The 15,787-nt window shown below is 49.7% G+C and carries 9 protein-coding genes; 3 read left to right on the forward strand and 6 right to left on the reverse strand.

Features of this window, described 5'->3' with window-relative positions; genetic code table 11:
* Positions 1 to 290 precede the first annotated feature (290 nt).
* The 3 genes from ACYZTW_RS24320 (at position 291) to ACYZTW_RS24330 (ending at position 3,529) form a co-directional block, all read left to right on the forward strand.
* A complete protein-coding gene (locus ACYZTW_RS24320; protein WP_462002126.1) occupies positions 291 to 1,091 on the forward strand; it encodes an ABC transporter permease in 801 nt (266 codons plus the stop codon).
* Positions 1,092 to 1,104: 13 nt separating this feature from the next.
* Positions 1,105 to 1,848, forward strand: a complete 744-nt coding sequence (locus tag ACYZTW_RS24325) for an ABC transporter ATP-binding protein (protein ID WP_415765104.1) — start codon at positions 1,105 to 1,107, stop codon at positions 1,846 to 1,848.
* 496 nt (positions 1,849 to 2,344) lie between these two features.
* Positions 2,345 to 3,529, forward strand: coding sequence for an acyltransferase family protein (locus ACYZTW_RS24330; protein ID WP_462002127.1), 1,185 nt, complete (start codon positions 2,345 to 2,347; stop codon positions 3,527 to 3,529).
* A gap of 338 nt (positions 3,530 to 3,867) precedes the next feature.
* Here ACYZTW_RS24330 and ACYZTW_RS24335 read toward each other — a convergent pair whose 3' ends face one another.
* The 6 genes from ACYZTW_RS24335 to ACYZTW_RS24360 form a co-directional block, all read right to left on the reverse strand.
* Positions 3,868 to 4,914 (reverse strand): NAD-dependent epimerase/dehydratase family protein, encoded by a 1,047-nt coding sequence (locus ACYZTW_RS24335; protein WP_462002128.1) that lies wholly within the window; start codon positions 4,912 to 4,914, stop codon positions 3,868 to 3,870.
* Between the two features lie 197 nt (positions 4,915 to 5,111).
* Positions 5,112 to 10,061, reverse strand: coding sequence for a glycosyltransferase (locus tag ACYZTW_RS24340; RefSeq protein ID WP_462002129.1), 4,950 nt, complete (start codon positions 10,059 to 10,061; stop codon positions 5,112 to 5,114).
* A gap of 728 nt (positions 10,062 to 10,789) precedes the next feature.
* Positions 10,790 to 12,727, reverse strand: a complete 1,938-nt coding sequence (locus ACYZTW_RS24345; RefSeq protein WP_462002130.1) for a glycosyltransferase family 2 protein — start codon at positions 12,725 to 12,727, stop codon at positions 10,790 to 10,792.
* Between the two features lie 136 nt (positions 12,728 to 12,863).
* Positions 12,864 to 13,883 carry an MraY family glycosyltransferase gene (locus ACYZTW_RS24350; protein WP_462002131.1) on the reverse strand — a complete coding sequence of 340 codons (1,020 nt, stop codon included), beginning with the start codon at positions 13,881 to 13,883 and terminating at the stop codon, positions 12,864 to 12,866.
* On the reverse strand, positions 13,880 to 14,842 hold the full coding sequence (locus ACYZTW_RS24355) for a UDP-glucose 4-epimerase family protein (RefSeq protein WP_462002132.1): 963 nt from the start codon (positions 14,840 to 14,842) through the stop codon (positions 13,880 to 13,882). Before ACYZTW_RS24355 ends, ACYZTW_RS24350 begins: the two co-directional genes overlap by 4 nt.
* On the reverse strand, positions 14,839 to 15,762 hold the full coding sequence (locus tag ACYZTW_RS24360) for a glycosyltransferase (RefSeq protein ID WP_462002133.1): 924 nt from the start codon (positions 15,760 to 15,762) through the stop codon (positions 14,839 to 14,841). Before ACYZTW_RS24360 ends, ACYZTW_RS24355 begins: the two co-directional genes overlap by 4 nt.
* Positions 15,763 to 15,787 lie beyond the last annotated feature (25 nt).

The following is a 15,787-nucleotide window of genomic DNA, read 5'->3' on the forward strand; positions in this document are numbered from 1 at the left end:
TCATTCGGCAGGAACTTTATTTCTGAGCATTCGCACACCTGAATCGCTCGACACAAGCACTGTTTTCTGAACGAATAGCTCAAGTTTTTCATGGTAGCGAGCGCACCGAGCGCGCGCACGCCATACGAAATCGCTTCAGACTTTACGCCCCCTACTTGCAGCAGGGGCATTCTAGGTGGAATAGATCCCGCGATCGTAAAAAACTGGAAACTAGACGGGATGGAAAAAGTGACACTACACCCTCCTACAAGATTACAATCATCGACTGTTTTGACAACCCGGTATTTCGAATGCTAAACAACTCAATTGCCGCTGCCCTGGCAGACATAGCGACAGCTGTAAAGCGCTATTCTCTGGTAGGCATGCTCGGATGGCAGGATGTACGTCAACGGTATAGGCGCTCTGCTGTCGGACCGTTTTGGCTAACAATCAGCATGGGCGTTATGATTGGTACTATTGGCCTCGTATTCGGCCAAATATTTAACTCCCCCATGAAAGAATTTCTGCCATTTCTTGCAGCAGGTATGATTTTCTGGAGTTTTATTTCTACCTGCGTGTTGGAGGGCTGCACCAGCCTCATCGCCGCAGAAAGCATTATCAAACAACTCCCCATCCCATTATTCGTGCATATTTTACGCACGATATGGCGCAATACTTTGATCCTCGCGCACAACATCGTCATTTTCCCGCTTGTGCTGCTGGCTGTTCAGAAACCATTGGGGCTTGGAGCACTATTGAGTATCCCGGGTTTTATGCTGCTTGCTCTCAATCTGGCATGGATCAGCTTGATATTGAGCCTTTTATGCGCTCGATATCGCGACCTCCCGCAGATCATTGCGAGCGTCTTGCAAATTGCCTTTTATGTGACGCCAATCATGTGGCTTCCAAGCCTGCTACCAGGACGAGCCGGCACCTATTTACTGGATTTAAACCCCATCTATCACCTCATACAAATAGTCAGGGCCCCCTTGCTCGGACAGGATGCGAGCACTGTTAGCTGGTGCGTGGCCGGGGGCATGGCTCTGTTTGGCTGGTGCGTAGCGATCATCATCTATGGCCTCTATAAACGTCGCATTGCTTATTGGCTCTAAGAAGAAAACTATTATGGCTTCTATTGAATTTCATAACGCATGCGTTGATTTCCCTATCTATAACGCAAGTGCTCGCTCTCTGAAAAAGCGACTGATTCAAGTCGCTACAGGCGGAAAACTCAGTGCCAACGACCAAGGCCGAGTGATCGTCAGAGCACTGGAAGACCTTACTTTTTCCCTCAATGACGGAGACCGGGTTGGATTGCTCGGTCATAACGGCGCTGGCAAAAGCACATTACTCAGACTGCTGAGCGGTGTATACGCCCCCTCCGCTGGCACTGCCAGTATCAGCGGCGAAGTCGCTTCCCTCATTGATATTTCATTAGGGATAGACCCGGAGGCATCCGGCAGGGAAAACATCTTCATGCGCGGCATCCTGCTTGGGATGACAAAAAGTGATATTGCAGAAAAACTCGACGAAATTATTGAGTTTTCAGAATTGGGTGACTTCATTGACATGCCGGTACGCACGTACTCTTCCGGCATGCACTTGCGCCTGGCCTTTGCGGTATCGACGACCATCAGACCTGAAATATTGATCATGGACGAATGGCTGTCGGTAGGGGACGAAGGCTTCAAGCACAAAGCAGAAGCTCGAATGAACGAACTGGTCGAATCCACCAATATTTTGGTGATCGCCAGCCACTCCCGTGACCTGGTGCTGCACACATGCAATCGGGTTATTTGGCTGGAGCACGGCAAAATAAAAATGGACTCGGATCCCGAAACAGTTACCCGAGCTTATTTTGGCCACTAATATTTTCCTTCGCGTCTGCAACCCCTCATTAAGCTAATAAACCGGTGAACTCATAAAGAATCCACTTTATCAAGTCAAGATAAACGTAGGTTCTGTATGAAAGTAGCCGCGTAGCCATTGCAGCGTAGAAGCCAAAGAGACCAAAGCAACAAAGCAACAAAGCCTCTTGCCAGCTGCATCTCATGATGCGACCCGACGCAAAAGTCGAAAAGGTCTATCTGCATCCAAAGCCAGCCCCCTCCCCCCCCAAAAAAATCTATCGATAGCCTCGCAGCCCCAGTTGGACGGGTCATCATGGTGACGTTATTCACCCACCTGCGCTTTACGTGCTCGTCAACAAATCCGGCAACCGTGTGAAAATTTCCGCAGCGCGGAGAGAGACGACGCCACTGCAGGGCAACTCCCCCCAAAGCTATGGGCCAAGGCTAGCCAAAACAAATAAATATCCCTATCATCCCGCGCTTATAGATCAAACAATAAATATTCAAGGCCTGACATGTCAGCAAAATTGGAATCCGGAAACAATAGACTATTCCCTCTTGAAGCCTATAGAGGAATAGCTGCATTTATTGTGCTTGTTCACCATTTTTTTTTAGGGTTTTCCCCATACACAACTGGATTATTAGGGGAAGCACGAAACAAAGACAGCTTAATAGGGCAGCCATTTTTTGCTCTTTTTAACGGCACAGCGGCTGTCGGTTTTTTCTTCACCCTTTCCGGCTTTGTTTTGTGCTGGTCCTATTTTAATCATGAAAACCCACAGAAACTTCTTCTGGCATTTCTTAAAAGATTTCCGAGACTGGCTGCCATCGTAACGATTACCACTGTCGCAAGTTACTGTTTATTCAGGCTTGATTTTTATTACTTCCATGATGCCTCGAAACTTAGCTTGAGCCCATGGCTTGCAACATTTGCTCAAGGATGGACGCCAGGGTTTGAGCCAAGCTTTTGGGAAGCTCTAACGCAGGGGATGACAACTTTTTTCACAGGCGAAGCCTTTTACAATACAAACCTTTGGACTATGAAAGCCGAGTTTTTCGGCAGCATGATTGTCTTTATGCTTGCATGCTTTATTTCCGTAATACTCGGATATCGCCACCTAATTTACGCCTTTATAATTATTTCAATATCAGCGCTATTCTATAACGACCTCATATTCCCCTTTGTTGCCGGTACATTTCTTTCTGCCTATCTAGCCAAAAACAAAAAAGAAATCCCTTTCCATGTCTCCATTGCGCTAATTTTTTTTGGGCTATACATGCTCGGCTATATAATCCCGGAAAAATCATACGCATGGGCTTCAGCCATCCCAATCATTATGAAAGTACACACCCAATCCCTACTCCACACACTTGGCTCCGCCTGCATAATATTCGCAACCATGACCAATCAAAAGGTGTTTGAAAACCTGAATGGAAAACTTTTAAGAGGCATCGGAAAAATTAGTTTCCCACTGTATCTTGTCCATACTCTTGTGATCTGCTCGCTATCAAGCTACGTATATCTCAAACTTGCAAATCACGGAGTCAGCAATACATCAAGTTTAATTATCGTATTTGTTGTAACCGCCACCACTTCAATTGCACTAGCAGTACCACTCTCTCGTTTTGATGACTGGTGGGTTAAGCAGGTTAATTCAATCACACGAAAACTCTTGAAAGAAAAACAATTAGTCTATTGAGCCCTACCTATAAGACGCACCTGCCAATATCACCGATAAATCAGGTGCTGGAGCGTAAAAGGTCTTTCACGGATGAGAGGACATGCAGAAACAAGAACGCCGATTTGATTGATAATGTTCGCGGGTGCAAACATATCTAACAAATCGGCGCTCTTATACATAATATTCTGGAAGGGCTTTTCTTTCGTCACAACCCAGCCGGATGGTGACCCTCTACAGATCGATTTGACGCCTCATGCCCCCCGCCTTTGAAGCCCTCCCAAAGATCGTAACCGCCCCATAAGCTCACCTTCCAAGAAGCGAGCTTATGGAGTGTTTACATCGTTAAATCAATGTGCTTATTCCGGATTATCCAATAACCAAGCAGCAAAGCGCTCCAATCCATGATCGAAACTCACGAAAGGGACCCACCCCAAAGACTGTTTGGCGCGCTCGATATCCAGGACACTGACAGGCACGTCAAATCCGCGACCCGACAAGTACTCACGACTGGCATTTCGCCCCGCGACCCTCTCGATCGCGTCAAGAACCTCATTGAGACTATGTCCGCGCCCTGAACCGATATTGAACACATGCTCTTCACCGGATTGCGCTGACGACGCTAACAACGCTCTCACCACATCAGAGACATGAATGTAGTCGCGTACAACCGTGCCATCGCCCCAAATCTCAACCGTCTCGCCACGCAGGACTTTGCCAAGGAATACGGCAACCGCGCCTTGGCTAGCATAGGTGCGCTGCCCCTCACCAAAGGGGTTTGCAAGACGTAGAACAGTATAATCAAGGCCGTATAAGCGATGGAAAAGCGCCAAATACTTCTCGATCGCCAACTTGGCAATTCCATAGGAACAGGCCGGGTCAGTAGCATGGGTTTCTGGAATAGGTACTTGCGTAGGGTCTCCATACACCGTGCCACCGGAGGAGATAAAAATAATCTTCCTCAGGCCGGACTTCACCGCGAGGTTTAGCAGGCGGATGGTCGCAACGACATTGCTCTCCACATCGAAGACGGGATCAGCATTTGAAGACTTGGGGAGGGTAGTAGACACAAGGTGATAGCAAACATCGCAACCTTCCAATGCCTTGGCGACTTCGGCCTCACTGGTGAAGTCTCCTTCGCAAAGCTCGAAATTAGGATGACTGAAGTGGGATTCACCCAACGGCGCCACATTGGGACGATCGAAACAGCGCACAAAATGCCCCTGATCGAGCAATGCGTCTATCAAGTGGGTGCCTATGAAACCACGCCCCCCCAAAACCAGGGACCGTTTAACGGGATTAGGAGAAGTGTTCTCGGAATTATTCAACGTTGCCCTCCAGCGCTTGATATGGTTGAAACTGCCGCCTTGTGCAGCAGCAGACAAGGCGGGCTTGACCTGCCCCATCCTTGGCAACCATTGCAACGACCTACACTTTATTATTTAACGGAACACACTGTGACGGCTAATGATACGTCAAGTGAGGCGGCTTACCAAATTGCAGGAGACGCCCGTCTCGCTCTCAGTGCAGGCCTGGCAATCAGCCGGACCTGCCCTGCGAGCCCTCCCCTTAACGCTAGCTGCCCTGCTTACAGCAAGTCCGGCTACAGGTCCTGGACAGTCATGCCAGAGCCTTCGGCCTTCGCCGACTCCGCCCTGCGCTGCTGAATGTCACGCTCGAACAAACGAAGATATTGAGAGGCAACGGCATCAATTCGATATCGACTGGAAACGTCTTTCACCAAGCCGACGGCTTCCTGGTATTTCCGTTCATCTGTCGCGAACGCTGCAATCACGCGGGCCGTGCTGTCGATTGGGACTACCCAATCTTCCAACTTGATAATCTCCCCTGCAACGCCACTCTCTATCGTCAACATGTTTTTGATGTCGCCTACGTCTGTGGCAATGTATGGCTTGCCGGCAAACAGGCAATCGACAATGGTCAGAGGGAAACTCTCGGACCTGAAGGTCGATAACATGATGCCCATGTCCGCGGCAGCATAATGGCCTACGGAGTTATCACTAAAGCCAGCCAGGTAAACGAAGTCCGGCGCACCTGCTTGACAGTACTCATCGTACACCAGGCCATTACCGACCAATATAATACGGATGTCCCGACCGGAAAGTGATCGCGCAAGTTCTACCGCCTGGATAGCTTCGCCCCAGCCTTTATCGGGAATTGCCCGACTGACACAACACAATACAAAAGCATCTTCCGGTATACCCATCTGCACGCGCGAGATTGGAACGATTTCCGGCGGCTGCAACCCGTTAGGAACCTTGACGAAACGGGGAGAAGACTTGTCGTACAGTGAGATGTCCGAGAAAGGAACAAGATTCTTCTCAGCGGTGTAGACCCATGTACTGACACCTTTGTCAGCAATGCGCAACTGTTCATCAGTCACTCCATTGCCATGTTCAATCATCCCGTGCAGAGCAGCCACATGGGCGCCGAGCTCGGAAAAAACATCCGGGACATCGACCGGATACTTCTGAACGTACCACTGGTGGCTATTGAGTGCTTCAATTCCGAAATCATGAATGATCGCTTTCACTGATTCGATATTCGACGTCTCGATCACCGGCACGTCGCTTCTCAGCATTTTGCGAACACCGTCTTCGCGTTTTGGTATCCCGGCGCTAAACAAGGAAACGGAAATACCTTGGCGCTTAAACTCGTTTGCCAGTCGAATCGGAAGGATTTCGGCACCACCCGGATAGAAGCCGATCGTGGAAACCATCACGTTCGGCAGGCGATCAGCCCTGGCACGAACAATCGAATCATGGTCGTACCAGCGTAAAAACTCTTCTGCGGAGCCCCCGACATAGTGGTCATACAGCTTCTTGCTGGATGCCTCGCAAGCCTCAAGCACCGACATCGGAACATTGTAGAGGGACTGGATCGTTCTGTTCGCCACCCCGAGCTCGCGATAAAAGACCTCTTTGCGATAAGTGGTGTTGGCAGTACTTGCATAATGTCGACGGAAAAAGTTTGTACCCTCAGTGGAGTAAGCAATCTTCCCGCCGCGCAGGATGTGCAAATAGAAGACCCAGTCACCAGCAACTTTCATTGATAGCCACGACTGATCATCCAACAGCGGCATATCAACGGGACGCTTGAAAATCACGCCACTGGCATTAGGTATTGTATTTTTGATACCCAACGCCGAACGCACTTCGTTATGCGCCGTGCTTACATAGGAACCGGCCCATTTATTCGCACACTCCAGATCACTTACATAGTTAAGGAACTGGTCCGGCATAACGACTTCGTCCGTGGTTACGAACTCACACTTCGAGTACGCAAGCATGACCGCTTCATCATCAAAACAGCTAACAAGCGCCTCGAGGAAACGCTCATCACAGTAGTCATCGCTTTCAGCGACCCATACCAGGTCACCTGTGGCCGCCTTGATCCCCTTAGCCCACTGATGAAAAACGCCACCCGAATTCGTCTCATTGAACAACAAGCGCGTTATATCAGGGTACTTTTCCGCATAACCAGTTAACACCGAACGGCTATCATCAGTCGAACAGTCATCCATCAGGATGACTTCTATATTCTTGTAAGTCTGCCCATAAATACTATCCAGCCGACGATCAAGATAGCTCTCATGATTATAATTTGGAACAATTACCGAAATTTTTGGCATAACGACACTGGAATCAATATCCAGCAGAGCGCGTGTTGTTTCGTTCAACCGACCAAAACCGGTGATACTGTCTGGCTCAACGTAGAGTCCTTCCTGCCAATTGTTCCAGGCATTCACGAACAGTAGACGGCGATCCTCGGGGAGAGCCTTTCTCGCGCCCCTGATCGCCGCGTCAAGCCAACGCCCATAGTCACGAATGTGAAACCGCGAATAAACCAGAGGAGAATATTGCTTAAGCGCAGTTTCATCACGTCCTAACGAAATAGCGTGGAAAACTGGAGTAGCACGAAGATGTGCTTTCTGTGCTCGTACGATCCCTTGCGAAGCAACAAGGTTATACGGAACGGTATCTATTCCATTCTTGTTTTGCGGTGGAAATACGCCAGTTTCGCCCGGCACAGGATCAGCAGAAAGATCAAGCGCGGCGTCACACAAACCATCCAGGTCCTGCGCTAACTCGTCCGAACCCGCGAAACCAAACTGAGCAATCAAGTACACGCCGTCACACAGTTCATTCAATCGCTCACGGAGCTTGCGAATTGAATCAACTATGTCTTCGTCATATTCATTGAGCTTAACCACGATGACGGGGCGCTCATCAACCTGCACACATCGCTTATCAGCTAGAACTGCAACAACAGGCGTAATCAAGTTGTTCGACAGACCGTCCTGATGCAAATCTATTTGAATACAGAAATTAAAGTCGATTTCCGTATGGGCAAGAAAGGTATCCAGAGGCTGTGGCGACGCTTGCGCAACCGAATCTGCGCTCAGCTTGAAACAAAAGCCGAAAAAGCCATGACTCTTGGCACTGAGTGCCTGCTGGGTGAGCACACGCCCGTCCAACGAATCATACAACCCAAGCGTCTTATCAGGGCGCGATCGCTGCGGATTGCCCTTGGAAGCGAATCTGGCACTACGCAACGCCTCCCAGTCAGGCGATACATAGAACGCGAGTAACTTGATGTCGCTGTTAACTTCACCAAAACGGATGTCGTTTTCGTGATTAATGAGCGCGTCCGGTACCGCTATTCTATGCTCCGCCGCGCCAGTGACAATGTAATGCCAAAGCGGGTTAAGACCAATGTGTTGAATGTCTTTGTAAAGTGCGAGGTAGGCGCGCGTATCAAAGTCCATGGACGGATTTTTACCTTCGCGCCAGCCCTGTTCACAGTAGTGCCTGAGCGGATCTACCGAGACCTGCTGCACATCGCTGTACATTGCAAGGTAGTACTTCTCATCGAACAATCCTGACTTTTTGACGACTTCGATCTGTGCCTCGAGCACAGCCTTGAGTACCGGTATCGGTGTATATTCACCATACGGCTTGAAAACCGCATTACGCCCGACGGGACGACGCTTGACCGCCGTCATTTCGCAAATGCGAGCTGGCAATCTGACTGGACGACCTTCGAGCTGGCCACATTGAATGTAGTGAAGCAGCGGATGTACCTGAGCCTCGGCAACATCAGGGTTGGCCAACAGATAATCCGAAGGACTGAAAGCGGCGCAAGGATTGCGATTTTCTATCCAGCCCTTGAGCATGTAGTGCTTGAGTGGATCAGTGCCTTTTACACGCACATCTGCATTACTGGCAAGGTAATAATCCGGGTCAAACAACCCGCTTTCGTGAATCTCACGAAGAGTGTTTTCGTTATACAGCTCTCGACGACGTCTTAACGAGTCGAGTACTTTACTCCATGTCAGCGTCCTGACGTTATGGACGGACTCTCGCACAAACCCTGTAACTATGCGCACAGGCGAGGTTAAACGCCAGGAATGCGAAAAGAGTAACGCATTGAGTTCCTGCTGCGTCTTGAGCAAATCAGCCTTCAGACTGACACCCTCTTTTTCGTGATCAACCAAGACGGCTTTGAGGTCGACTAACTGCCTGTTGAGCACACCCACAGATTGCTCAAGACTGGCAATATGTCGGTCGCGCTTAACCAAAGAACCCATGAGCTCTTTTAACTGCGATTCGCGTTCAAACAGGGTCGGATTCAATGACGCAATCCGCTGATTCAAATCCTCGATCTGTTGAGTCAAGTCCTGGATTTGAAGGGCGCGCGCATCTATTTGTTGACGACTTTCCCGAATCAGCCTGGCCGCGTCAAACGCGAGATCCAACTGCTCTACCGAAAACGCTTCTGTAGGTTCTGGTATCTGCCTGTCATATTCGAAGACATCAAAATCTTCGGCATACAGCTCTTTAATCAAACTCGCACTTCGTTCCGTTATAAAAGCAGGAAGGAAGGGAATGACATTTTCACTTGGCGAAGGCTCTGCGAAAGGATCGGTGGCCTGCTCACCGAAGTGCTCCGATAATGCTTTATGGAGTCCAGAGGAGTTTTCAATTTTGACCAACAAGGAATAATTGATCAAATCCGGACGCAATAGCGTGGCTTGAGGCGCCCAAAAATCCTTCTCAGGTGAAGATCCGCGATTGCTTGCGAGATACTCCAGAAACGCCTCAAAAGCCGAAGCAACATCTGCTACGCTTTTTACCGGTTGCTGTAACAACTCAAACTTTGGATACAATGCGACCTGCTGTGGATCTTGCAACAGTATTTTCGACTGCCATGCAGAGAAGATACGCTTGTAAGGGTTTCGTACGGCGGCAAATCGAAAATATGTATCAGAAAGAAGGGATTCCAAAAGGTCGTCTATTTCCAGCCCGCTGACATGGGGCGCAACCTTGTGAAACTCGTGAACAATTTGATCAGAATTACTTCCCGCAGCCTCACCGACTCCACGCAAGGCCTGCGAACAACCTTCCAGTGTTGCAAACCACCACTTCAGGGACGTACTCGCAACTTTGGGGGTACTAACGTATAAAACCTTGTACTTCTCGGAACGGAAACTGTTCCACTTGAGATAGTCGAAGACTTTTTGTTTGTCCACTGATGACAAATCACTAATATTTAGCATATGCGTCAAAAAATCCTATGGGCATGCTGACTCTCAGCAACGCACTTCCAAACGAGTAAATTATCTGCACTAATACGAACACCCTGTAAGACGGCTACAACCATAGCCCTACATAAAAGGGTAACACTTGCAAATGACCACTCCCTGGTTCCAGCGACGACTATACGTCGACGACGTTAGCCCCCTTGGGCCGAGCGAACCACAAACGCGGTCACTGACCCGGAGCAAACAAGCGCGAAACCAACCAAAACTGATTTATAACATTTTTTGGTCTTAACATTCAAAATAGCTCAGAAATACCGGGTGTCTTACCTATGGCCTAGCCGCAGCGCCCAACAAAAAAGGCTCAAGCCCCTACCGCCAAGAGCGAAAAACACCTCAAACCCAGGCACGTACACAGTGGACTGAATCGTTGACGGGACACAGGACGGGGCACCGCTCGAAACCATCCTGGCCCAGACCTACGCCCCTCCCGAAACAGCCTGATTTGCTTATTTAAAGGGCTGCCCCCATCCATCTGGACAAAAATCCAGAATATTGAGGAGCAAAAAACCAATAAAGAGTCAACAAACCGTATACAAAACCAACCACTTCGACTAACGAGCCAGAGCTACATCAATAGAGAAATACAAAAAAAGAGCCACTCACACGGAATGACTCAATTCACAAAACTCAATGCCAAAAACCGCTAAAGCACGAACTCAGGTATAACTCTTACACGTTTTCACTGCGTGATTCTTGGCAATATAATAAGCTTCATGCAACTGCATATGCCGCTCCACCCGCACAGTGGGGTCCCCAGGAGTTCTAAACAAAGACGTTGTTTTTGGCACATAAGCAAACTTATTGTCATAACCATACCGCAACCAAAGGTTCCAGTCTTCGAGACTGCTCATATCGGTTTGAAATCCACCTCGTTGCAAGTAGAGATCCTTTTGAAAAAGGAGAGACTGGATCGCTATAAAGTTGTGATCCAACAGAACATCATAGTCATATTCTTGCTTGAGAATCGGAGGTACAGAATGGCTAACCTCAAAATATTGCTCTTCCACGCCACTGGCAACAGTACCGACTTCCAGCGCCAATGAGTAGGCCGCTACCGCATCAGAATTTTTCGCCAACGCACCAACAAGCACCTCGACATGATCCGCAAAAAGCAAATCATCATCATCGAGAAACATGCAATATTTTCCGGCTGCCTTTTCCAAACCATAATTACCGGTAACCGAACGACCGACCTTATCGAGGGAGTAGTAACTGACACTCATTCCCTCCGGAAATTCAAAATCAGCCACAACCGAGCTCATCGTAGAACCGCCATCCTCAACGACTATCAACTCAATATTCGGATACGTCTGATTAAGCACTGACATCATGGACTGCCTGAGAAACTCTCCTCGATTCTTGTAAGTTCGAGTTACCACAGTAACAAGAGGGTAATCGGTCAATGGCTCACCCACCTCCCAGAACGCCCCATCCCTGATCATTTCATAATCAAAGCCCCTGAAAGGGAAATAGCAGTTTTCACTCGGCCCCTTGCCCCGCATAAAATACCGAGCCTTCTTGAATATCACACCGAAGTTTCTGAACACATCGCGACGGGCGCCAGCATAGGGTTCTGGACGGAGCAAAAGCAGGCACTGCAAAATAAAGCCACCCACTCTATCGCTCAAATTCCCATAGCGTAGCCTGATATAAGCATTGGCCAGCGTGCTGCCGGTATACTGAATCGGTTTTATATGATGCTCATGCTCATAGGTATAATGATAGACGACGGCAGATGGGCAATACTTGAGTTGGTATCCATACGACCTGAAGCGATAGGAAAGCTCGACGTCTTCGCCATACATGAAGATCTCGCGCTCGTATCCACCGACTTTAACGTAAGCCGACCTTCTTACGAGTACGCAAGCATGGGACGACCAGTTGGTTTCCAACGTTACCGGATCGTAATATTTAGGATGCTCATAAGGTGCCTGCCTCAACTCCCAGGAAGCCACCTCAGCCTTGGCATCAGCCAAAGCAGCGGCCACCACTCTGGTTATAGCGTCTTTGGCAAAAACGATATCCACATTACTAACAAGAAAATACTCAGAGCTTCCTTTATGGATTGCTTTTTCATGCCCGGCACCAAACCCGACATTGTCGCCTTCCAGAATGTCGAAACCAGCCACTTCCTGACCAAGCAATGCCTGCCAACGCTGCAATGCTTCGAGGGTGCTGTCCGAAGACCCGTTATCAACAAAGAACATATTCAATTTGCTGAGCGGGTAACTCTGCGCCCTTAACGATTCAAAAAAACCATCAATCCACTTGCCACTATTGAACGTCACCACCGACACATCAATAACAGGTTGCGCCTGGGCGACCGACGAGTTCTGGAACCGTGAAAAACGACGATTCAATATAGCCTGTATAGCCTTGGTATTATTTCGCGAATAAATCACCAACATTATGTTTTCGCGCAAACGCTTGAAAAACAAATGTATACGAACACGAACCCACACAAGGAAAGGGAACTTTTGATAAAAGGGTCGAATGAGCGCTTTAGACTTAGCCAAAAAAGAGCGCAGCCCTCGAAAAAAACGCGTTACGACTTGCCAAATTTTTGAAGCAACCATACTGAATAAACCACTCATTAAATCGAATCCCCTAACCAATGCAGCTTAGCGACCTGCAAATATCACAACATCAGCGGCAGACACATCCCAAGACGCTCCACAAGAGAGGCGACCATACAAACCTGTGTTGATATGTGTTTCTGACGCTTTTTAATTACACTACTTGCTCCGACTCTCCAGCTTTGTAGGTGCATGCGATAAATAGCAGTGGAGCATAAGCCACGACCATACCAAAAAATCCGGAAATCCACCCACTTGCTACAGCGATCGATAACGGCATGAGCCATACAAAATTAATAGTGATCGATGCCAGCACTACTGTTTTATGGCTACGGTGCTTGCGAGAGGCATATTGGTAACCATGACTGCGGTGGGCTTCATATACTTTTTCACCTCGCAAAAGCCTGCGCATCAGGGTCCACGTCGCATCAACAATGAAAACGCCAAGCATGATCAACCAGCTCCAGAGCAACTCGGGCGACTTGGAGGCTGCCTGAATGGACATCCCTGCCAATACAACCCCCAAAAAACCACTGCCTGCGTCTCCCATGAAAATTTTCGCCGGCGGATAGTTCCAACAGAGAAAACCCGCGACCGCTGCCACCAGAGCCAGAGGCCCCCACGCCAGTTCGAGGTTTGCGCCAAACCAATAGACCAGCAACATTCCGAGGCAGGCACTGATCGCTTCAGCACTGGCCAAGCCGTCAATGCCATCCATGAAGTTGTAAAGATTCAGCATCCAGACCAAATACAGCACAAACAAAATATTCCCAATCCACCCTGGATCAAGGGTAGCGCCAAAGAGCGTGACGCAAGGAGAGCCTCCCAGCCAATATAACGCCCATATCGAGGCAGCAAAATGGCCTAATAGGCGCCACCTTGCAGCGATATGCCCGTGATCATCGGCAAAACCTATAAGCGCGACCAACAAGCCGCTCCCCAGCAAACCAAAGAGCGTCGCCAGGCTCATCAAATCAAGACCGCGAAGGATCAGAAGCGCCAACAGAAAGGAGACAACAATAGCTACACCTCCACCCCGAGGAGTAGGCACAGAATGAGAGCTGCGCTCGTTTGGTATATCCATCAAGCTCTTGGCCAAAGCATAACGACGTAAAACAAGCGTCAGCCCCCAGGAAACAACGAATACTGCAAGTAGCAGCCACAAAAAAGTCATTTCGTCTGCGCGTCCAGATAGTGACCTGCGGTTTGGCGCATGGCTTCGTCCATGTTGATGGGTGGCGTCCACCCCAATAATTCACGATTTTTGCTGATGTCGACCTGCAATGACCCGCAGATCCGTTGAGCAACGGATTGCTTTCTCAATGCCGCAGCCGCCACTACCAGCAACCACTCTGGCAATGGCAAGAGCCGGGCCTTCGTCCCGAGCGCATTGCCCAGGCGACGTAGCATTTGGGTTGTGGATAAGTCCTCGCCATCACTGACCAGAAAGGTCTGGTTAGCGGCGGCAGGATGATCGATGCAGGTGATTATAAGGTCCACCAGGTTTCCGATCGCCACAAGGCTACGCTGATTCCGGACCGCTCCTAACGGTAACGGAATACCTTTGTTGAGCCAGCGCAGCATACTCAGAAAATTGGCTTTAACCCCCGCCCCATAGATCAATGGCGGGCGAATAATCACCACTTCCATTCCGGTTTCACGAGCAAGTTGTCTCAGCGCTTGTTCAGCCTCGTGCTTGGACACGCCATAAGGATCCACCGGAGCCGGAGTATCGTCAGCCTTGAACGGCTTGCCTGGCAGGGTGCTTTCGCCATTGACCTTGATCGAACTGATGAAGATGAAGCGCTTGACTCCCGATTCAGCGGCGCGCTTTGCCAACCGAAGAGTGCCCTCCACATTGACCTTGCGAAACTCGGCCAAGGCATCAGAAGCGATTTCGTTCATCACATGAACTCTGGCCGCCGCGTGGACGACCGCACTTACATCCTTCAACTCAGACAAGGCTTCAGGATCATTCAGATCAAAGGGTACAACCGGGCATAAACCCTGTAACCGGGTGGGACTGCGAGCGGCTGCGATCGGAGCGAACTGTTTGTCCACCAACATCCTGAAAACCAGCGCCTCACCCACGAAACCGCCTGCCCCCGTGACCAATACCTTTGGGGCTGTCATTGAGCTTTGTTTCCTATCAACGCGGTGACCCAACAGATAAAAAAGAAGAAAATCTTGTCCCGTACCCGGCGCCTGCATTGCCAGGCACTGAAGGACAGCTTCATCAGTTCCGTACGCCGTAATTGCAGCAAGACGCCTTCAAAGGGCTTCGTCCCCTGCCCCACCAGATCTGCAATCAGACGAACCTGACCGAACCACCAACCGTCATGAATGGTTTTGTAACGAGCGATCAACGGACTCAGGCCTGTGTTGGCACCGACCTGATTACGCTCGTGCTGCCGGTAATCCATGCTGGGTAACGGGTCGATATACCAACGGTAACCATGACTGCGCGCAAAGGCGTAGCAATACCAGTCATGCAAAGTTACACCTTGCAGTTGCTGCCAGTTGGCGAGCATCGAGCCTTTCAAGGCTTCTACCAGGCTTTTTCTAAAGACATAGGTGCAGCCAGGCCCGGCTGCCTCGAACAAAAAATCCCAGGCGACCTGAGGCTGCGCCTTGTCCAGCAGCAGGGTTCTGCCGCTTGGCCAGAACGCCGTCACGTTACTGGAGTAGGCATCTACTCCTCGTGCCTGCAGCGCCTGGGTTGCTCTGTGCAGCTTGTCGGGATACCAGATGTCGTCCTGGTCGGCAAAGGCGACGAAGTCGTAGCCATCGAAGTCAACGTCCCGGATCAACCGAAAGAAGTTGCGCGATGCTCCGCCGAAGCGATTGGCATCCGGAAGCACTACAACTGCTGGATGCTCAGCCGCATAAGCTTTACACCACGCCTCGGTGCCGTCAGTGGAGGGGTCGATGCTAATGTGCAGGGTAACGTCGACCGATAACTGGCCGAGAATCGAGACCAGTTGCTCCTCAATCCACTGCATTCCGTTGTACGCAGCCAGCAAAACTGCAACCTTGGGATGTTTTACTGGCATGCTATTCCTGCTTGCACGGATTAAA

The sequence above is a fragment of the Pseudomonas sp. LB3P25 genome, assembly GCF_054897985.1.